The organism is Aminobacter niigataensis (assembly GCF_946995915.1).
GTDB lineage: Bacteria > Pseudomonadota > Alphaproteobacteria > Rhizobiales > Rhizobiaceae > Aminobacter > Aminobacter niigataensis.
The window spans coordinates 2883943-2904292 of the sequence record NZ_OX341517.1 but is presented as its reverse complement, the minus strand read 5'-3'; the positions used below and the strand labels follow the sequence as shown (position 1 = coordinate 2904292).

Genomic DNA, 20350 nt, shown 5'->3' with positions numbered 1-20350 from the left:
AGCTGTCGAAGAGGGTTCGGGCAATTGCGGCCATCAAGCCCTATGCAAGCGGCAACGTAGCTGCGCCGTATTCTTAGAGGTGCACAACTCAAAATACTGCATCGGAATGAAAACCGTCGACTTGCGTCGAGGTCTTACGAACTTCGCAACTATGGGCGCTTGCGCCTCCGGACCTTCGGCTTCGGCGGCGGGGGGAAGTAAACCTGCACGTTGCCACTGCCGAGCGTGGCCCCTTGATCCGCGATTATCTCAGCTAGCGCGCGCATGATGTGCTCATCGCCTTGGCGCGCATCCTGCCGTTTAGCCTCCTCTAAGAGCAACATGACCTTGCCAGCATTCTCGATCTTCTTCTCGATCGCTTCCTGCCGTCTCAGAGCCACCTCTTGTTTTTTAAGCGCAACCTCTTGGCGGCGTAGTGCGACGTCCTGCTTTTTCAGAGCGACCTGTTGGTCACCAAGTACGAATGATCGTGCTATTTGTGAGTTCTCAAGGTCGCGGCGCTGCACTTCCTGTTTATAAAACAAGATCCGACCAAGGACCGCATCGACCATCGGCTTGGTGACGCCCTTGACGAAGGCAACTACGTCAAACGGATTGCTGAAGCGAACAACCTTGATGGTCAGCGGCCCCTGTAGCTTCTGGTAAGACGACTTAGCGTCGGCTTCGCCGCCATGGACGTCCTCCATAATCTCGTATTCTGACTTCCACCGTTGCTGCTCACTAAGTGCCAACGTGTGGACGACTTCGAGAATTTGAGCGCTCAAAGCCAGATCTGTTGAAAGCAGTGCCTTGCTCGCTGATTGCTTTGTGTCGATGCGTATTCCAAATACCGGCACGGCCACCCTCGTGTTCGCGATCAGCTATTTACCCCCGACAACACGGGGCGAAATTTTCGAGCATGAACTCACCAATCTATCTTACTACGATAAGACTGAAGGCCGCGTCATGCCGGGGCGGCCTGGTTATGGAAGCGGAAGTTTACGGTTCTCAAGCGTGCGGAGAAGGACTGACGCCACGGAGAGATGGTCCAAGCAGAGGTCAACGGTGTCGGGCCTATCAATTTCGTTGTCGTGGCCACGGGGATTTCGGATTCCAGACATTGCTCCTGCGAACACGTGCCGGAAACCCAACTGCTCATCGGTGTCGCTCATACTCTGAAGTTCATTAAGCTGAATCCGTGGGGTTTTTGGATCGAAGGCTGTCATCATCAAACTGAATCCGGTGTCTTTGACGCCGGATAATTTTTTCACCCGATTGTCGATGAGCTTGAACGCTTCGAACGTTGCGTGGGAGTAATGGCCGTTATCGAACAGCTTCAACGACACCTTCGAGATGTCGGGATGGATGTTGCGCTCGTCGAACGGATGAACGCTAACATGTGCCTCGCTTAAATGCGGCTCGCCAACATTCTTGGTCGCTCTAACAATCGCCTCAAAGACAGCTAGCGACTTCATGGGTAGAGATGAGTCTTAATGCTCTTGAAGATCGCGTCTTATGTATCCTGAGTCCCCTCTGCCGGTAGATTGATCTCTATGCGGACCGTAAGAGCCATGTCCGGCTTCGGGGGAACTTTAGCACTCGGATGTGCAGGGTCGGCGACGTCCAAGGGAGCAGCTTCAATTTTAGCTTTCGGGACTTTGGCCGCAGCTGCTTTGGGCTTCTTCCCTCCTGCAGCTGCCGCCCCCTTCGGCTCGGCTGATACTTCGTATCCCGCAATGGAGCGAAAGGCTTGGAACACAGCGGCCTGACGGGCCCCGATAACGTCGCTTGTCTTATCGGACTGCCGAAAATAGCCAATGAGCTTCGCTTTCGGCAGGGTCCAAGCTTCATCTCCGTACATCTCAAACAGCTCGGAATAAGAAGTCTTTATCAGCCCAGCGAACTTTGACTGAAATTCCTCCTCGTCGTGCGTCGTCAGCACATCGTGAGCATTTTCCTGCCGTTTCCCCTCCTCATCGATCAGCCCTATGAACTGGAGGGCGTTGATCACGTAACTCTCGTTATTAGAGGCCAAACCGTACTTCTTGATCGTTTCAGAGGTAACGGTCGCCGGAAAATTCTTCTTAAGGTAGCCAATCATCTGCGTGATGTTGCCTGAACCTGAGATATACGGATGACTTGCCAATGTTGCCCCTCCAATTGGTTAAAGTGCTCTACACTTCCGCCGAGTTAGGTGCGAGGTCAACACCACCTTCAATTATCCACTTAGTCCATTGGTGTCTGATTGCGATGACTTCAAAAGCCTCCTGTCCGCTTCCCACCTCATACTGGCCGTTTTGGGCTACCGACATCAACGGCAGCTTTCACCGCGGAGCGCGTCAATCCGAACGACCGATATTAAGGCGCATACCAGACACTCAGTAGCTGGCCGACTGCGCGTCGGTCGCCTCGCGGCGTCTTGGCAAACAACCCTGTCATGACCGCGCTGGTGGACGCCCTCGCCTGCTACGAGATTGACCGCCATCACGTCGCCATCCTTTGTCTTGGCTGTGTTGAATGGGACTTCGCTTTCCCCAAGGCCAAGATGGGCAGCGGCCTCCATGCGGCTGCAAAGCCAGAATGCCTTGGGGCAAGCCGGACTGTTGATCGCCCGGGACCGGCTGCTCCAACTTGATGGCCCCGCCATGAAGGACAATCCCATCGAACTTGACGATTTTGCCCCTGCCTTCGCAGAGCTGCCAGCCATGGCGGAGAAAATCGTCAACGACAGCGAGGAAAGACTCGCCGCGTTCTTTCATACGCCGCGGCCAGCCTACGAAGCATATTACGGACCGCGAGCTAAAATCCCATAAGTGTAGAAACGACTTCTGCGACGGCGGGCATCGCATCGAACTGACGACGGGCCAGATCAAGAAACAGCCTACCTTTCGAAGGAAGATACTCGAACAGGCTGTGTGCTGCCGCCCCAGCGTGCCGGAGCCAACTACCGGCGATGGGCTATAGACCTGAGGAAGAATGCCATCGAGCTTCCCTGGCGGGACAGGCCGGTCGATGCCGGTTTCGCCATTGATAGGCTCGCCAGCCATGGGGATGGGCGCTGGACGGTTGAATACCAAGGCAAGGCGATCAAGTTCACGACGACCAAACTTCGCAGGCAAGTCAGTTTCCGCAAACGCATGCTGGCCAAGGCCAAGGTGCTGCCGCCCCAACTGGACCCGGCTGCCTATCGGAAGTGGGTGGACTGGCTCATTCAAAACGCCATAGAGGCTGCACCGCAGACCGGTGATGCCACGATGGCAGAGAAAAGCTGGCTTGATGACCTACCAGAGCTAGCCGGCTGGTAAAATGAAACACCGCCCCAAGCGACCAGCTAGGGCGGCAGTCTCCAAAGCAGAAGCAGTCGAGCCGAAGGGGGCAGCGGACGGTGTCTGCTCGATGCAAGTACGATCCGCTCAGATCGATATGTCCTGGGATTCGCCGTCGCTAGTTTCATTGTACCTTCGAAACTTCGCCGGGGGTTGCACCGCAGCACAACAAGTGCCAGTCAATTCATTCGAGCATTTGACCGGAAATTCTATCTCCGTTGATCCTGGCTCGAATCCAGGTTCCCTAGGCAAACTGGACGCCGCGGCAGATAAACAGAAACGGATATCACGGCGAACATCCGAGTTGGAGCGGTCACAGCCTTCGGCAGCAGTGCGCCCGAAAAGGGCTGTCGGCGGATTCCTCGTGGGAACGAAAAAAGAAGAGAAGCAGAACTTTCGCGTGCAATTTTTGCACACGAACACTCATAACTAACTGATATTATTTATCTATCCTCCCAATCCATCATGGGGGCAACGGCGACAATCTGCGCACCGTCGGCATAGAGTTTCGTCATGGCTTCTTCGAAATATGGAGCAGCGAACGCCTGGAGATATGACGGCTCCCTAGCACATCAAGGCCACAAGGCCAAATCGCCCGCCTGACGTGCTCTCCGTCGATTGCGACGGGACATCGCGTGTTGAACCGGCAGTCTTTTTGGTGGTGCGCTTGGGCTAGGCGGGTCGCCTGCGAGAATGATGCGTCGTCGGCTGGCCTTCGATACGGGATCGGGTGAAGGACCCGCGGAAAGCGGCGCCTGGCTATATGGGCGGGGCGGATTCGCCGGTTGCATTCGCGTGTGGAGATGGCCGACCGTAGATCGAAATAGCTAGCGGCATTGTAGCTCTTATATGCGATTGACCTGCATAGAATGAAGGTTAATTTTTAGTCATTCTTGTCGGAATTTAGCCGACTTCGACATATGTCTTGCTCTTCCATTTGCAGCGGAGTCGCTTCGTGTTGAGTCGAAACTTCTCCTCAATCGAAAAGCTCGAAATTTCCGAGCATCATTTTCATCTGCCGAACTACACTTCAGCCGAATATTGCAAGTCCATCTGGGAGCAATTCGACATACCCGCTCCGCGTGTAGCCTTGCTCCCTCAGGCGAGCGGACAATTCGGTAATCTTCGCAAGATTTTCGAAGTCGTCGACAGCGGGGATGCCGATGCCATCGTACTGACGGACGAGCGGCACGTTCTGGCACTCGATGATTTCCGAAGCGCCAGGGGCCTCTGCTTTGTGCCAGTCGTCAATGCGACGGGCCGATCCAGCCATGTCACTGACGTCGATTTTGATGTCGCGGACCCTCAATCGATCATCAAGACGGCAGGCGTCATCAGCAAGTTCGCCGAAAGAAAATCCCGACTGTCACCCAAGTTCATGCTGGCGGACTCGCCGGCCTCAAGACTGCTGGCGCACCTGTTTCTATCAGGCGAAACCCTCACGCCGGTTCGCGTCCCGGAGTCCAAGTATTTTTTCGCCATGAAAGGATTCCTTGACACCAACTCGACGGTGCTGGTCGCGGAAGCTCTTGCAAACCGGGGCTGGTTGGAGAGGCATTTCGTAGACCGGCATCATCAATGTGACAAATGCGGCTCGCACCGACTTGTGGTGAGGGAAGAATGTCCGGCCTGCCGGTCAGCCAACCTCGATGAAGCAAAGCTGATCCATCACTACAGTTGCGCCCAGCTTGGCCCGGAGGTCGATTTTCACCGCGACAACGCTCTTATCTGCCCGAAATGTAGCAAGCAGCTGCGAAACTACGGGAAGGACTACGACAAGCCGGGAAGCGTGCAAATATGTGGCGAGTGCCGCCACACGACTTCTGAGCCGGCAATCGGGTTTGTGTGCCAGGACTGCGGAGCGGGAATCGATGGTCAAAGGGTAGCGACAGTCGATCTGCACTCCTATGCCTTGACCGATTACGCCACCTACCAGTTGACCGACGCCGCGCGGCAGGCACTGCATTCGCCACCACAACTAAGGGACTGCCCGGACGGGCTGCAGAAAGAGCTTCGCTCGTTCACGAATGACCTGCCGGTCCTGCACGATTGCGTCGTTGCCGAGTTGATCTATGAAGCCCGCGACGAGATCGTACGTCGGCGCGGGGAAGCGACTTTTGCTGCCCTCCGCAGATTGTTCGCCGAAAACCTCCAAGGCCATCTGGCGGGCATGGCCACTGTACATCCGTCTACCGAGCGCGATTTCGTGCTTTTTTTCCATCTGACGCAATCCGACAGGGACACTGATGCACAGGTCATACTCAACATGTGCGAAGCCGTTCTTTCGGACCACCTGCAGCCGAGGCTGCGCATCTTGTGGGGCGGTTCGGACGGGGCAATTGCGTGACCGATATCGAATTCGGCCTCTCGTTCCTGTATTCGCAGACCCTGTCGAGCGTAGTTGTGATCTTCTGGTACACGCTGGTGTTCGATCTGCCGCGCTACGCCCTGCCCTTTGCTGCGGTGGCGCTAAGCCAAAGAAGACAGGCAGCCCAGTCCGACCCAATCACGCAGCCCCATCGCAAGCCCTTCAAAGTGAGTGTTGTCCTGATTGGCCATAATGAGGCCGATTCTATTCGGGCTTGCGTCCGCTCGCTTAGGGAACAGTCTTTTTCCGACTTCGAGATCGTGATTGTCAGTGATGGCTCAACCGACCGGATGAGCAAAGTGGCGTGTGAGATTGTGGGTTCCGGCGACGCGACCTGTGTCCTCTCGACCGATGTCAGGGGCGGCAAGTCAAGCGGCGTAAACCTCGCCTGCGAGATCGCCAAAGGCGACATCATCATCAACGTCGATTGCGACTGCTCGTTCGATCGCTTTGCCATCCAAGCGCTGATGCGCGCTTTTGACGACCCTCGCGTCGGAGCGGCCTGTGGTGACATCGCCCCGCGAAATGCCGACGCAACGCTGATGACGCAGATCCAAGAAATCGAATATTTGCAATCCATCTCCGTGGGCAAACGTTTCAGCGGATCGATGGACCAAGTAACCTGTTGCTCGGGAGCATTCGGAGCCTTTCGCCGTGAAGCGTTGGCTCAGGTTGGCGGTCTCGACGTCGGCGGCGGCGAAGATCTCGATGTCACCATTCGAATGCGCCAGGCCGGCTGGCGGATTGCGTTTGTACCGGATGCGCTGTGCTACACTGACGTGCCGGAGTCGGCTTACGCCTACATTCGACAGCGTTTGCGATGGGAACGGGACGCTTTCTGGCTCAGATTCAGAAAGCATCGTCGGCTGCTCAATCCCTTTGGGACCAAATTCCGCCCCGCCGAGGCGTTTCACCAATGGGACTTTGCTCTTTTCAGCGTCGCAAGCACGGTCGCATTCCCCATCTACCTTCTCTGGCTTGCCACCCATTTCGGGCCCGAAGCCATCCCGATCCTGATATCCCTCCAATTGGCTTTGCTACTGCTCGACGCCGGAATGCTCGCCCTGGCAAACCAGATAACCCGCCGGGCTGCCTTTGGACGAAACTTGCCTTTCCTGCCGGCCTATTCGCTGTTCATGTCGTATGTGATGCGCTTTGTGCGGCTGACCGCTTATGTCGACGAATGGTTTGCTTCAGGCTCGCATCGCGACAACTATGTGCCGGCGAAAGTGCGTCTGCTTAGACCATGGTGAGCACGCATTGATGCAACACATCCGCAAAAGGACGCTGCTGGATAATATCGACAAGCAGCAAAGATCGCACTCGGGGCGCCTGGGCAGGACGATCTACCTCCTGTTGCTGGCGGGCTTTTTCCTGCTGGTTGCGTATTACCTCGCCGGCTCACTGGTCATACTGTCCGCTGACGGGATCGTGCTCAACGAGAAGCGCGTTGTGGCGGCGAGCTATCCCGCCACCATCGTCAAGGTTCTCGTCAGCGAAGGCGACGTTGTCGACAAAGGCGCCCTGCTCGTCGAGCTCGAGTCCTTCGAAATGGTCAAGGAAATCGCCGACCTCTCGGTGCGCTCCAGCGAAATGGTGGTGAAAGAGACCGAGTTGCAAGGACAGTCGACGACGATATCCACCCTCCTTCCACTGGCGGAGCGGGCATCGCGCGAAAGCGGCGAGACGGTATCCAGACTCGACCAGATAGCCAGGCAGGGGCTGATCCCGATGCGGACGCGCGATGACGCCGTGAGCACAAGCTTCCAGGCGACACAAAGGCTGGCTGAACTGACAGCAAAAAGCCTGGACAATCACGCACAGGTTCGGATGGTTCGGGCGTCACGACAAGTCGCTGAGAACGCTGTCACCAGGCTGAAGGAAATATATGATGACGGAAAAATCCAGGCCCTGACTGCTGGAGTGGTTGGTTCCCGCGTGCCGGTTCCCGGTCAGTTCGTACGCCCTGGCGACGAACTTCTTCAGATCAATGGCGGGCGGTCCTACATCTTGGCCTACCTCCCGGATGAGTATTTGTTCCCCGTCACCGAAGGATTGAAAGTCGACGTCAGTGCTGGGAGCGATCGCAGCGAAGGCACCGTCGAAAAAGTGCTCCAGATTGCTGATGCCCTACCGGCAGAGTTTCAAAATATGCTGCGACCAAGGGATCGTTCCCGGCTGATCCGCATTGCGTTGCCCCATGCGAATCCATTCGCTGTTTCCCAGAAAGTCGTCGTGCGTGGCTGCGTTTTCGGATGGTGCTGGGTAAAATGAAAGCAGCACCGGCCTCTCTCGTGGCGGAAAGGGCCCCAGCGTAGGCTACCGCTCACGTCGGGCAGAACGAACGCGACGAGATCGGAGTGAGCCTGTCCCGGACGACATGACGTCGGTGGGAAGAGTCGGTTTCTACGGCTGGCCTGCAAGTACCTGCCACTGTCGACGCCAAATCGCTCTGGTCATGCCAGGTTTTCTCTCGTCGCCGAACTTCCGACATCAGTCATCGTCCCTGCGAAGGGTCGCGAATTCCGGCTTCGGCTTTGGATCCGGCCGTGTCGCCACATAGAAGGCACCGCAGGCGACGAAAATCGCGACTGCCGTGGCGACCAGCACATCAGGTCTTCCAAGCAGGAACAGTCCGTAACCAAGCGCCATGCCGAGCCAGGCCATGATCTTGGCCCTGCGCGGGATGGCACCCTCCTCGCGCCAGGCCCGCAAAGCTGGACCGAATCGCGGATGATCGAGCATCCATGCCTCGATCCGCGGTGACGAACGGCCGAAACACCATGCCGCCAGGATCAGGAAGATCGTCGTCGGCATGACCGGCAAGAACGCGCCGATGATGCCGAGGGCAAGCATCAGGATGCCCAGCGCAATCAAGCCCGCCCGTCGCGCATTGAAGGCCGCGCCGTTGGCCACGCGGCGAAACAACGACGTCATCCTGCCAGACATGCCCTCACGATAGCCTTCATCCGAAAGTCTCCCTTACCGGCCCATGCACGCGGCGAAATGCGGACTCTGCCCCGGCGACGACGCGGTCTTCCTCTTCGTCGCTCAGTTGCAGCGCATCGAGTGCGGCCTTGAACGTACGCCCGTGCAAACCGCGCCTCCAGGCGCCGGCGCAAGATGCCTTGCACCGAAGGTTTGGGAAAGCCCAAGCTTGGCCGCCTCCTTCAAAAGAAAGCCGCGCCGAGATTCGATCCTTTGGACTCTTCGCCGCGCGCGCGGTCGTGCTCCGCACTCAGCGCCGCGCGATGATGCGGCTGTCGACGTCCTGGATGTCGCGCAGGCCGCAGAAGGCCATGGTGATGTCGAGTTCCTTGCGGATGATGTCGAGGCAGGTAGTCACGCCCGCCTCCCCGCCGGCGCCAAGGCCATAGAGGAACGAGCGGCCGATGAACACGCCCTTGGCGCCCAGGGCCACAGCCTTGAGGACGTCCTGGCCGGAGCGGACGCCGCCATCCATCAGCACTTCGATGCGGTCGCCGACGGCGTCGACGATCGCCGGCAGCGCCGAGATCGATGATATCGCCCCGTCGAGCTGGCGGCCGCCATGATTGGAGACGATGAGTGCGTCCGCTCCGCTTGCCGCAGCCTTTTCGGCATCCTCGGGATCGAGGATGCCCTTGAGGATGAGCTTGCCGCCCCACTGGTCCTTGATCCACTTCACATCGTCCCAGCTCAGCGCCGGGTCGAACTGTTCGGCTGTCCACGACGACAGCGAGCGCAGGTCGGTGACGCCCTTGGCGTGGCCGGCGATGTTGCGGAACGTGCGGCGGTTGGTGCGCAGCATGTTCAGGCACCAGCGCGGCTTGGTCGCCAGGTTGATGATGTTGGGGATGGTCATGCGCGGCGGCGTCGACAGGCCGTTGACGATGTCCTTGTGGCGCTGGCCGAGGATCTGCAGGTCGAGCGTGAGCACCAGCGCCGAACACTTGGCCGCCTTGGCGCGCTGGATCAGCCGCGAGACGAAATCGCGGTCCCTCATGACATAGAGCTGGAACCAGAACGGCTTGGAGGTGTTTTCGGCGACGTCCTCGATCGAGCAGATGCTCATGGTCGAAAGCGTGAAAGGGATGCCCGCTTTCTCGGCCGCACGTGCCGCGTGGATCTCACCGTCGGCATGCTGCATTCCGGTCAGGCCGGTCGGCGCGATCGCCACCGGCATCGAGATTTTCTCGCCGATCATCGTGGTTTCAAGCGTGCGGTTGCGCAGGTCGACTGCAACGCGCTGGCGCAGCTTGATCGGCACGAAGTCGCTCTCGTTCTCGCGATAGGTGCTTTCGGTCCAGGCACCGGAATCGCAATAGTCGTAGAACATGCGGGGCACGCGGCGCTTGGCGATTGCGCGAAGATCGGCAATCGAAGTTATCGGACGCGCCATTCGTGTAAGCTCCACGTTCTGTTGATATCCCAATCCTGCGCGCGGCATGTAAGCCGCCTTCGCTGCGGATGCCAAGAGGCTGCAGCGCGGCGCGCATGCTTCTAACCTCTATCTGCCTCAAGCGCCCACAGACTTTCGCCGAAGGCTCAGTGGGAAAGGATATTGATCACATTGCCGAATGGGTCACGCATGTAGAAGCGCCGCACGCCCCAGGGCTCGTCGACGAGCTCATAGATGATCTCGCAGCCCGCCGCCTTGGCCCGCCGATAGACGGCATCCACATCGTCGACCTCGATTGACAAGGTCGGCACCGGCGTCCCCGAACCACCTTCGCTGGCAACGCTGAGCTGTGGCGACATCGCACCGTCCGTCGCGAATGTCAGCATCCAGCCGTGATCCATGACAACATCAAGGCCCAGCAGATCGCCATAAAATGCCCGAGCCGCATTGGGGTCGGATGCGTGCAGATTGGCGACAATACGTCGAACGGTCACGTCGGCTCCTCTCTGGCAGCATATGGAAAAGGGGCCCGAAGGCCCCTTCCCACAATCATGCAGCTCGTTCAGGCATTGGCCGCCATGACCGCACGCTTGGCCATCACCACCACCAGATTGGCGCGGTATTCCGGAGAAGCATGCAAGTCGGCCATCAGGTTCTTCGACGGCACGGAGACACCCTCGAGCGCGGAAGCCTCGAACTTCTTGGTCAGCGCCGCCTCGACCTCCTTGGAGCGGAACACGCCGTCATCGCCTGCCCCGGTTACCGCAGCCCGCACGCCCTCCTTGCCCTTGGTCACGAACACACCGGTCATGGCGTAACGTGACGCAGGGTTCGGGAACTTGGCGTAGCCGGCCTTGGCCGGTGCGGAGAAGGTGACGGCGGTGACAATTTCGTCATCCTTGAGCGCGGTTTCGAACAAGCCCTTGAAGAACTTGTCGGCCGCAAGCTGGCGCTTGTTGGTGACGATGGTCGCTCCAAGCGCCAGGAGAGCCGAGGGATAGTCGGCCGCCGGATCGTTGTTGGCGACAGAACCGCCGATCGTGCCGCGGTGCCTCACCGCCGGATCGCCGATGTGGCTGGCAAGCGCGCACAGCGCCGGACAGACCTTCATCAGCTTCTCGTCGTTGGCAACGTCGAAATGCGTCGTTGCAGCACCTATGGTGACGGTCTTGCCCGAGACCTTGATACCCTTGAGGTCGGCAATGTGGTTCAGGTCGACCAGGTCGGACGGTGCCGCGAGGCGGGTCTTCATCGCCGGGATCAGCGTCATGCCGCCCGACAGGTACTTGGCGTCACCGGTCTTGATCTTCTTGACAGCGTCCGCGACCGAGGTGGCGCGATGATAGTTGACGGAATACATTTATCTTTCTCCCTTCGGGGAAAGAGCGAATAGGGAGTAGCGAATAGCGAGCAGGTTTCTTTCCCGGCGCTGTCGCTCTCTCTTCCCTATTCGCTACTCCCTATTCCCTATTCGCTTGTCTCAGTGCTTCGAACCACCGCGCAACGCCGCCCAGACTTTCTGGGGCGTCGCCGGCATGGTCAGGTTTTCGTGGCCGAGCGCGTCGGTGATGGCGTTGATGACCGCCGGCGGCGACCCGATGGCGCCGGCCTCGCCGCAGCCCTTGATGCCAAGCGGATTGCCCGGACAAGGCGTGTTCGACGTCGAGATCTGGAACGACGGCAGGTCGTCGGCGCGCGGCATGGTGTAATCCATGTAGCTTGCCGTCAAAAGCTGCCCGCTGCCGTCATAGATGGCCCCTTCGAGCAGCGCCTGGCCGACGCCCTGCGCGATGCCGCCATGCACCTGGCCCTCGACGATCATCGGGTTGATGATGTTGCCGAAGTCGTCGGCTGCCACGAACTGCACAATGTCGGTCTTTCCGGTCTCCGGATCGATCTCGACCTCGCAGATGTAGCAGCCGGCGGGGAAGGTGAAGTTCGACGGATCGTAGAACGCCGTTTCCTTCAGTCCCGGCTCCATGCCTTGCGGCAGGTTGTGCGCGGTATACGCAGCGAGCGCCATCTGGAACCACGGCACGTTCTTGTCGGTGCCGGCAACCTTGAGCTGACCGTTTTCGATGACGATGTCGCCCTCGTCGGCCTCGAGCAGGTGTGCGGCGATCTTCTTGGCCTTGGCCTCGACCTTGTCGAGCGCCTTGACGATCGCCGACATGCCGACAGCACCCGAGCGCGAGCCATAGGTGCCCATGCCCATCTGCACCTTGTCGGTGTCGCCGTGCACGATCGACACGCTGTCGAGCGGCACGCCGAAGCGCGAGTTGACCAACTGGGCGAAGGTCGTCTCGTGGCCCTGGCCGTGGCTGTGCGAGCCGGTCAGCACCTCGATGGTGCCGACCGCGTTGACCCGCACCTCGGCCGATTCCCACAGGCCGACACCGGCGCCGAGCGAGCCCACCGCAGCCGAAGGCGCGATGCCGCAAGCCTCGATGTAGCAGCTCATGCCGATGCCGCGCAGCTTGCCCTTCTTGGCCGCCGCCGCCTTGCGCTTGGCGAAGCCGGCATAGTCGGCCTGCTTCATCGCCGCATCGAGCGACGTGCCATAGTCGCCCGCGTCATAGCACATGATGACAGGCGTCTGGTGCGGGAAGGCGGTGACGAAGTTCGAGCGCCGGAGCTCGGCGGGTGAGACACCCAGCTCACGCGCGGCGATCTCCATCGTGCGTTCGAGCACGTAGGTAGCTTCGGGGCGCCCTGCCCCGCGATAGGCATCCACCGGTGCGGTGTTGGTGTAGACCGTGCGCACATTGCCGTAGATCGCCGGGATGTTGTACTGGCCTGACAAAAGCGTGGCGTACAGGTAGGTCGGCGTCGCCGAGGAGAACAGCGACATGTAGGCGCCGAGATTGGCGATCGTGTCGACCTTGAGCCCGACGATCTTGTTGTTCTTGTCGAAGCCCATCTCGACCGTGGTGTGATGGTCGCGGCCATGGGCGTCGGTGAGGAAGCTTTCGGTACGGTCGGCCACCCACTTGACCGGCACGCCGGTCTTCTTGGACGCCCACAGGCAGACGATCTCCTCGGGGTAGATGTAGATCTTGGAGCCGAAACCGCCGCCGACATCCGGTGCGATGACGCGCAGCTTGTTCTCCGGCGCGACATTGTAGAACGCGCTCATCACCAGGCGAGCGACATGCGGGTTCTGCGACGTGGTCCAGCAGGTATAGTGATCCTCGGCCTTGTCGTAGTGGCCAAGGGCTGCGCGCGGCTCCATCGCGTTGGGAACCAGGCGATTGTTGACGATATTGACGCGCGTGATATGCGCAGCCGTCTTGAGCGCGGCATCAGTTGCCGCGGCGTCGCCGATGCCCCAGTCGAAGATCAGGTTGCCGTCCGCCTCGGGATGGAGCTGTGGTGCGCCCTTGCCCAGCGCCTCGACGGCGTCAGACACCGACTTGAGCTCCTTGTAGGTGATCTCGACAGCTTCCGCCGCATCGCGCGCCTGGCCCTTGGTCTCGGCAACGACGACGACGACCGCGTCGCCGACATAGCGCACACGATCGACTGCCAGAGGCGACCATGCGCCCATTTTCATTGGCGAGCCGTCCTTTGAGTGGATCATCCAGCCGCAGATCAGGTTGCCTATGCCGTCAGCCTTGAGCTGCTTGCCGGTCAGCACACCGATGACACCCGGCATGGCTTCTGCCGCCTTGACGTCGATCTTCTTGATGTCGGCGTGGGCATGCGGGCTGCGCACGAACGCCGCGTGCTTCATGCCGGGCACGACCATGTCGTCGACGTAGCGCCCCGCGCCGGTGATGAACCTTTTGTCTTCCTTGCGCGCGACACGCGCGCCAATGCCTTCGATTCCCATCTGAATTCCTCCCGAATTTCAAAAAGCGAATAGCGAATGTAGTGGTTGGCGATTTGAGCAGTGCGCTTAAGCGGCGGGACATCCCTATTCGCTATTCGCTATTCGCTACTCCCTATTCGCCCCCCTTCCTCACGCAGCCTTCTTCGCCTTGCTCTTCGATGCCTTCGACATCGTCTTCGAAGCGGCGAGGATCGCCTTGACGATGTTGTGGTAGCCGGTGCAGCGGCAGATGTTGCCTTCGAGTTCCGCGCGCACGGTGGCTTCGTCGAGCCCTTCGGGATGCCGGCGGATCATGTCGGTCGCGGTCATGATCATGCCCGGCGTGCAGAAGCCGCATTGCAGGCCATGATGTTCCTTGAAAGCGGCCTGGACAGGATGCAGGTCAGCGCCGTTGGCGAGCCCTTCGATGGTTGTGACGGTCGACCCGGAGGCCTGCGCTGCAAGCATGGTGCAGGATTTCATTGCCTTGCCGTCGACATGGACGACGCAGGCGCCGCATTGCGACGTGTCGCACCCCACATGGGTGCCGGTCAGACCCAGATGCTCGCGCAGGAAATGGACAAGAAGCGTGCGGTCCTCCACCGCGCCGCTGACCTTTCGGCCATTGACGACCAAAGATACCTCCGACATGAAACCTCCCACTGTTGCCGCGACCGGCCAGGCAGACCCCGCCCTGTCAGGTGAGCAAATCCTATCCCCGCAAATTAAGGCTGCAAGCGACTTTTTGGGTCCAGACACGCATTGCGTGCAGGCCAGCGAAGAAAATGAAGATTGTTTGGTAGCGGCATGACTTGCGGCGACTTGGCCAAGCCAGCAACGGTCGACGTCGCGCATCGCGATTGGAAGTGGAATGCACGGTTGGATCATGCCAAAAGCCTGCATCACATTGATAGGAGGCTGCCCGTGGCCACTTTCGCATTCGCTCCGTCCGCGCCAGCTTCGGTTGCGATCTCCGGATCGTCCGAGCGCTTTCCGGTCCGGCGCATCTTCTGCGTCGGTCGCAACTACGCAGCGCACGCGCGCGAAATGGGCAACGACCCGGATCGCGAGCCGCCCTTCTTCTTCGGCAAGCCTGCCGACGCCGTGGTCGATAGCGGCGTCACGATCCCCTATCCGCCGCTCACCAACGACCTGCACCATGAGATCGAATTGGTGGTCGCCGTCGGTCGCGGCGGCTCCAACATCGACGCTGGCGATGCGTTGGATCACGTCTGGGGCTATGGCATAGGCATCGACTTCACCCGCCGCGACCTGCAGGACACGGCCAAGAAGCTCGGCCGCCCCTGGGACTGGGCCAAGGGTTTCGACCGCTCGGCGCCATGCGGACCGCTTGTCCGTGCATCCGAGATCGGGCACCCCGCGAAGGGGCGCATCTGGCTCGCCGTCAATGGCGAGACCAGACAGCAGGGCGACCTCGCCGACATGATCTGGTCGGTTCCCGAAATCGTTGCCATCTGCAGCCAGTCGATGGAACTGAAGGCAGGCGACCTGATCTTCACTGGTACGCCGGCAGGCGTCGGCGCTGTTGCGCCCGGCGACCGCATCACTGGTGGCGTCGATGGTGTCGGCGAGATCGCGATTTCAATCGCCGCGCGATAGGCAGCGACTCAGCCCATCGCCTTCTTGCGCCGCTCATAGAGCATGATCAGCGTCTCGGCGACGAGCGCCGGCTTGGCCTCGCCCTCGATCTCGATGGTGTTCTCGCCCTTGAGCAGATATTGCCCGGGCCCCTTGTCTTCCATCGATATCAGCACCGAGCGCATGCGCACCCGCGAACCGACCTTCACCGGTGTCACGAAGCGGACCCTGTCGAGGCCGTAGTTGAAGGCAGCCTGGGTATTTACCGGAATGACGCCCATGTCCTGGATGAACGCCCCGATCATGGACAGCGTCAGGAAACCATGGGCGATTGTCGTGCGAAACGGGCTCTGGCGCCGGGCGCGCTCGGGGTCGACATGGATCCACTGGCGATCGCCTGTGGATTCGGCAAAGCCGTCGATACGGCCCTGATCGACGATCATCCAGTCGGAAACGCCGAGTTCCTGCCCGATCTTCTCGCGCAGCTCCTCGTAGGTTTCGATTGGTTTCGACACGCTTCCTCTCCCCAGCATTAGGCAACATTTTGCCTGTGGGGACCATGTACGGGGCGCCTTTGTCAACCTCTGGCAGGCGCCCTGAGTGCTATTCGGCTGCCTCGCGTTCGGCGACGTCGTCCGTCCTCTCGGGATCGCCCAGGGCGGTTTCGCAGCCAAGCTCGGGAAAAGCCACCGAGCGCTTGCCATGGAAATCGGTGCGCACGACAACCAGCCCCTGCTCCTCGAAATAGGTAAGCAGGCGCCGCGCCCTGCGCGCCGAATGGCTGCCATAGGCGTGTGCGATTGCCGCATCCGAGGGGCAAGGCGCGCCCTTCACCGCCGCCTGCGCGACGATCAGGAACACCGCCTGCAGGTCCTCAGGCAGTGCGACGGACATGCCGAGCGCCTGCTGCCAGGTATCGCTCGATGCGGTCTCGTCGTCGATGCCAGAGCGCGCCACCGCATAGCGGCGACGGAAGTTCGACAATGCAGGCGGTTCACCCTGCATGCGCTTGATGCGGCAACGAACCAGGAAATCCTGGTAGAGCACGGCGTCTGTTCGGAACGCCGCGTCCGGGTCCTCGACCATCTCGCGCACGATGGTGTCGATCAGCGCCTCACGCTCGGCTTCGTCGAACAGCGGGAATATCGGCTCGGCCACCGGCGCCGATGCCTCGGCGCGCACCTGGGAAAGCTGGGCGATGATGTCGGCCGTCGGTGTCGGCGTTGGCGGCACCGGACGCCGCACGGGGTGACGCGCCTCCAGCGGAGCGGGAGCGAAAATGAGCTCGCGGGTATCATCGCTGGCATCCGGCAGCGGCATCAACTTTGGGCTGACCGAACGCGCCGACGTTTCGACGGGACCGATGGCTACCGGCAGCGGCCGGCGCGACATCGCCGGTCCGAGCGCAACGAAATTGCCCCGCGCCAGGTCGCGGAACATCTCTGCTTGCCGGCGCTCCATGCCGAGAAGATCGGCGGCGCGCGCCATGTCAATGTCGAGGAAGGTGCGGCCCATCAGGAAGTTGGACGCTTCGGCGGCAACGTTCTTGGCGAGCTTGGCAAGGCGCTGCGTGGCGATGACACCGGCCAGCCCGCGCTTGCGGCCGCGGCACATCAGGTTGGTCATCGCGCCGAGCGAGATCTTGCGCGCCTCGTCCGACACCTCGCCGGCCACCGCCGGCGCGAACAGTTGCGCCTCGTCGACGACCACGAGCACGGGGTACCAGAAGTCGCGCTCGGCATCGAACATGCCGTTCAGGAACGCGGCCGCGCCGCGCATCTGCTGCTCGACGTCGAGGCCCTCCAGATTGAGCACGACGGAAACGCGATGCTGGCGGATGCGGCCGGCGATGCGAGTCAGTTCAGCCTCGGTGCGCTGGGCATCGACGACGACATGGCCGAAGCGATCGGCAAGGGTTACGAAATCGCCTTCGGGATCGATGACGCATTGTTGCACCCAAGGCGCGCTCTGCTCGAGCAGACGGCGCAGGAGATGCGACTTTCCCGAGCCCGAATTGCCTTGAACCAGCAATCGGGTCGCCAGCAGCTCTTCGAGATCAAGTTGAGCCTTCGTCCCGCCGGACGCCGCCCCCATCTCGATGCCTACCTTCATCCTTTTCCCCGGTCGAATCCTGACGCACCAGCCCGGGTATCAAACCTGATTCCCGGCAGGCACAATACGCAGATTCAATGCGTTAAGACGCAATTGTGCATCCAGACGGACGCACTGCGTTCCAATGGTGATCTGCCTTCCTTAGCATCCGAGGCCTGGCAATGCGCGGCCCGTCTTGCGAAACCCACAACAGAGGTGGGCTGCCGATGCGTCAGCCTGGAAAAGCTACTTCTTCTTGTCGTAGCTGTCGCGGATTTCCTGCATCGATTCACGGATGCGCTCGCGCAGGACCTCGACCGATTCCGACCCCGACTTGCGCACGATATCGGCAACCTCGCCGGCATTCTTGAGCGCTGCCTCGAACGATCGCCTGGCGAAATCGGCTTGCTTGCTGAGCATCTCCTGCGGATTGCCCGGCATACGCAATCCTTGCGCGGCCTCGGTCACCTCCTGCAACGCGCTCTGGATCATTTCGCGCTGCTTGGCCACCAGCGACGAAGCCCCCGAGGCACTCGCCTTCACCGATTTTTCCAGCGCCTCGAGATTCTTGCGGTGATGGCTGACGATGTCGTCGACATCGACCGCGGGCATCTTCAGATCGCGGCCGAACTTCGAAAACATGTCCATGAAGGATTCCGGTTCCGGTTTCTTGGCCATGGCTCGCTCCCTTTTGGCTCCGGGCCTTCCCGGAGGTCGCAAGTGTCAGAATAGAGAAGCCACGGGCATGGTCAATTCGCCACCAGGAGCAGTTCAGCACAATAGAGCACAAGGCCCGCAAGGCCGCCGATCAGCATGCCGTTGAAACGGATATACTGCAGGTCCCGGCCGATGTTGATCTCCATCAGCCGGGTCAACTGGCCAAGGTCCCAGCGCTTGACCTGTTCGGCAATGAAGCTGGAGACGCCGCTCTTCTGGCTCTCGACGAAGGAGGCAAGCGCGACCACGAAACCGGCATTCATGTCGGCGCGGATCTGCGGATCGCGCGCCAGATTCTGCCCAACCTCGACGAACAGGTTGGTCAGGTGCTTTCGTGTCATCGAATCCGACGATGCGACATCCTGCTCGATGAAGCCGCGCATGCTCTTCCATACGTCGAGTGCCAGCCCGCGCAGCTCGGGACGGGCAAGGAAATTGCGCTTCACCTGTTCGGCGCGCTTGGCATAGTCGGGCGAATGGCGAAGTTGATCGATGAAACCGTGAACGAAGCGGTCGAACTCGCCGCGCAGCGGATGGTCGGGATCGGCCCTGACCTCTTCCAGCAGTGTGGCTGCGGACGAGACGATGCGCTTGAGCAGATAGGCATCTGCGCGGAACAGATTGAAGACGGACGGCAGTTCCTCCCTGATCTTTTCGCGCAGCACGGCCAGCGCCTGCTCGTCGCTCAAGAAATTGCCGATGATCTTGGTGAACTCGTCCAAAAGGCGTTGATGCCGGCGATCGTCGGTGAATGCCGACAGCAACTCGGCTGCCAACGGCGCCACCTCGATCTTGCCGAGGCGATCGAGCATGCGGCGCGTGGCGAACTCGCGCAGGCCGGATCCTTCGATCGCCTGCAGCATCTGCGGCACCAGCCGGCCGACGAAGCGCGACAACCCTTCCGCCCGGCTGCGGTCCGACAGCCAGTCGGCGACGAGCGCAGCAAAATCTACTTCCTTCAGCTTCTGCCGCACCGGCTCGGGCGCCAGAAAGTTGATCTCGATGAAGCGGCCGAGATTTTCGGCGATCCGGTTCTGGTTGGAGGGAATAATGGCCGTGTGCGGTATCGGCAGTCCGAGCGGTCGCTTGAACAGGGCGACGACGGCGTACCAGTCCGCCAGGCCGCCTATGGTGGCGGCCTCGGCGAAGGCGGCGACAAAGCCAAGCCAGGGCCAGCGTCCTTGCAGCGATTTTGCGATCGCGAACACGCAAACACACACGACCAGGGCGGCAGTCGCCAGAAATTTGGTCCTGCGCAGCGCTGCCAGCTTTTCGGCATCGACGGCATTGGCGGAAGGTGTCATGCCGGCCGGAAAGGCCTGGCTTTGCGGTGAGGACATCGGTCGCCTTCCCTGTTCATCACAGGAACTATATCGGCGACGGCTTTCGCCGCTTCAATTCGAAAAGCTGAATTAGGCGGCGATGGCCTTGCCGACGTTGCGCCGTCCGAAATCGGCCGGGGCGAAAAATCCCAAATCAGGATCGGCCGCTCCGTTCGCGTCGAGTTCTATGATGCCGTTGGTCTCGCCCTGTGCGAAGCTCAGCTTGGCGTTGAAGCGCCGGGCCAGGGCCTTCATCGCCGAATTGTTGGCGTGCGTGGTCACCTGCAGCCGCGTATAGGCGAGCCCCTTCGCCTGGGCGATGATCCGCCGGAACAGGCGTCCGCCGATTCCTCTGTGCTGCAACTGGCGCTCGACACTGAAGGCGATCTCCGCCGTCGGCTCGCGCTCCTCGGGGCGTTCATGCAGTTCGGCAGCGCCCAGAACCTTGTCGCCCTCGACATAGGCAATGACAGTCACGCCGTCGTGGAAACTGCGCTCGGCATATGACCGGAGAAAACCGTCGTCGGTCAGGCCATTGAAGCGGTCGCGCCGGCTCTGGGCGTCCAGTCTCAGGAGATGTTCGGCAAAGCGGGGCAGATCGGATGGCCTGAGCTGGCGGATGATCCCCGTCAGCGGCCGTTGGGCATGTTTGATCTGTTCCATGTCGTAGTCCTCTTGGGTTCCTCCCCAGAGTCTTCGACTCCCGACGCCACCAATATTGTGCAACGCAGCAACAACTTCAACCCGTGAGCCCGA

The 20350-nt window shown here is 60.4% G+C and carries 19 protein-coding genes and 2 pseudogenes; 6 read left to right on the top strand and 15 right to left on the bottom strand.

The annotated features are described in order from the left end of the window. Positions 1-149: 149 nt before the first annotated feature. The 3 genes from O1Y97_RS14120 to O1Y97_RS14110 form a co-directional block, all read right to left on the bottom strand. Entirely contained in the window at positions 150-836 is a 687-nt protein-coding gene (locus O1Y97_RS14120; protein ID WP_318761424.1) for a hypothetical protein, read from the bottom strand. 126 nt (positions 837-962) lie between these two features. Further along, on the bottom strand, positions 963-1454 hold the full coding sequence (locus tag O1Y97_RS14115) for a TIGR02391 family protein (protein ID WP_318761423.1): 492 nt from the start codon (positions 1452-1454) through the stop codon (positions 963-965). A gap of 38 nt (positions 1455-1492) precedes the next feature. Beyond that, positions 1493-2125, bottom strand: a complete 633-nt coding sequence (locus tag O1Y97_RS14110) for a DUF5343 domain-containing protein (protein WP_318761422.1) — start codon at positions 2123-2125, stop codon at positions 1493-1495. Between the two features lie 415 nt (positions 2126-2540). Between O1Y97_RS14110 and O1Y97_RS14105 the strand changes: the two genes are divergently transcribed. The 5 genes and pseudogenes from O1Y97_RS14105 (at position 2541) to O1Y97_RS14085 (ending at position 7947) form a co-directional block, all read left to right on the top strand. Further along, on the top strand, positions 2541-2792 hold the full coding sequence (locus O1Y97_RS14105) for a hypothetical protein (protein WP_318764281.1): 252 nt from the start codon (positions 2541-2543) through the stop codon (positions 2790-2792). Positions 2793-2817: 25 nt separating this feature from the next. Continuing rightward, a pseudogene (locus tag O1Y97_RS14100) lies at positions 2818-3284 on the top strand (hypothetical protein); the annotation flags it as partial. Between the two features lie 976 nt (positions 3285-4260). Then, complete coding sequence (locus tag O1Y97_RS14095) at positions 4261-5652, top strand: TackOD1 domain-containing metal-binding protein (protein WP_318761421.1); 1392 nt, start codon at positions 4261-4263, stop codon at positions 5650-5652. Next, positions 5649-6926, top strand: a complete 1278-nt coding sequence (locus tag O1Y97_RS14090) for a glycosyltransferase (RefSeq protein ID WP_318761420.1) — start codon at positions 5649-5651, stop codon at positions 6924-6926. The genes O1Y97_RS14095 and O1Y97_RS14090 overlap by 4 nt, the downstream gene beginning before the upstream one ends. 10 nt (positions 6927-6936) lie before the next feature. Next, a complete protein-coding gene (locus tag O1Y97_RS14085) occupies positions 6937-7947 on the top strand; it encodes an HlyD family secretion protein (protein ID WP_108607878.1) in 1011 nt (336 codons plus the stop codon). Positions 7948-8166: 219 nt separating this feature from the next. On the opposite strand, the gene O1Y97_RS14080 is transcribed toward O1Y97_RS14085, so the two are convergent. From O1Y97_RS14080 to O1Y97_RS14050, 7 genes and pseudogenes are all read right to left on the bottom strand, one after another. Continuing rightward, on the bottom strand, positions 8167-8622 hold the full coding sequence (locus O1Y97_RS14080) for a YbaN family protein (protein ID WP_199914477.1): 456 nt from the start codon (positions 8620-8622) through the stop codon (positions 8167-8169). Positions 8623-8638: 16 nt separating this feature from the next. Continuing rightward, a pseudogene (locus tag O1Y97_RS14075) lies at positions 8639-8876 on the bottom strand (biliverdin-producing heme oxygenase); the annotation flags it as partial. A gap of 35 nt (positions 8877-8911) precedes the next feature. Next, positions 8912-10054, bottom strand: a complete 1143-nt coding sequence (locus O1Y97_RS14070; RefSeq protein WP_318761419.1) for an alpha-hydroxy acid oxidase — start codon at positions 10052-10054, stop codon at positions 8912-8914. Positions 10055-10200: 146 nt separating this feature from the next. Then, positions 10201-10548: a VOC family protein gene (locus tag O1Y97_RS14065; protein ID WP_318761418.1), complete on the bottom strand. Its 348-nt coding sequence runs from the start codon at positions 10546-10548 to the stop codon at positions 10201-10203. A gap of 68 nt (positions 10549-10616) precedes the next feature. Next, on the bottom strand, positions 10617-11414 hold the full coding sequence (locus O1Y97_RS14060; protein ID WP_318761417.1) for an FAD binding domain-containing protein: 798 nt from the start codon (positions 11412-11414) through the stop codon (positions 10617-10619). 120 nt (positions 11415-11534) lie between these two features. Next, complete coding sequence (locus tag O1Y97_RS14055) at positions 11535-13886, bottom strand: xanthine dehydrogenase family protein molybdopterin-binding subunit (RefSeq protein WP_318761416.1); 2352 nt, start codon at positions 13884-13886, stop codon at positions 11535-11537. Between the two features lie 129 nt (positions 13887-14015). Further along, the gene (locus O1Y97_RS14050) at positions 14016-14516 is read right to left on the bottom strand and encodes a (2Fe-2S)-binding protein (protein ID WP_108607873.1); all 501 of its coding nucleotides are present in this window, start codon (positions 14514-14516) and stop codon (positions 14016-14018) included. 273 nt (positions 14517-14789) lie between these two features. On the opposite strand from O1Y97_RS14050, the gene O1Y97_RS14045 reads away from it, so the two are divergent. Next, positions 14790-15485 (top strand): fumarylacetoacetate hydrolase family protein, encoded by a 696-nt coding sequence (locus O1Y97_RS14045; protein ID WP_318761415.1) that lies wholly within the window; start codon positions 14790-14792, stop codon positions 15483-15485. An 8-nt stretch (positions 15486-15493) separates the two neighbouring features. On the opposite strand, the gene O1Y97_RS14040 is transcribed toward O1Y97_RS14045, so the two are convergent. From O1Y97_RS14040 to O1Y97_RS14020, 5 genes are all read right to left on the bottom strand, one after another. Beyond that, positions 15494-15997, bottom strand: a complete 504-nt coding sequence (locus O1Y97_RS14040; RefSeq protein ID WP_318761414.1) for a MaoC family dehydratase — start codon at positions 15995-15997, stop codon at positions 15494-15496. Between the two features lie 70 nt (positions 15998-16067). After that, positions 16068-17576 carry an ATP-binding protein gene (locus O1Y97_RS14035; protein ID WP_318761413.1) on the bottom strand — a complete coding sequence of 503 codons (1509 nt, stop codon included), beginning with the start codon at positions 17574-17576 and terminating at the stop codon, positions 16068-16070. A 225-nt stretch (positions 17577-17801) separates the two neighbouring features. Next, positions 17802-18233 (bottom strand): phasin family protein, encoded by a 432-nt coding sequence (locus O1Y97_RS14030; protein ID WP_108607869.1) that lies wholly within the window; start codon positions 18231-18233, stop codon positions 17802-17804. 71 nt (positions 18234-18304) lie between these two features. After that, on the bottom strand, positions 18305-19576 hold the full coding sequence (locus O1Y97_RS14025) for a DUF445 domain-containing protein (RefSeq protein ID WP_318764214.1): 1272 nt from the start codon (positions 19574-19576) through the stop codon (positions 18305-18307). Positions 19577-19684: 108 nt separating this feature from the next. Then, positions 19685-20257, bottom strand: a complete 573-nt coding sequence (locus tag O1Y97_RS14020) for a GNAT family N-acetyltransferase (protein WP_108607868.1) — start codon at positions 20255-20257, stop codon at positions 19685-19687. Between the last annotated feature and the right edge of the window lie 93 nt (positions 20258-20350).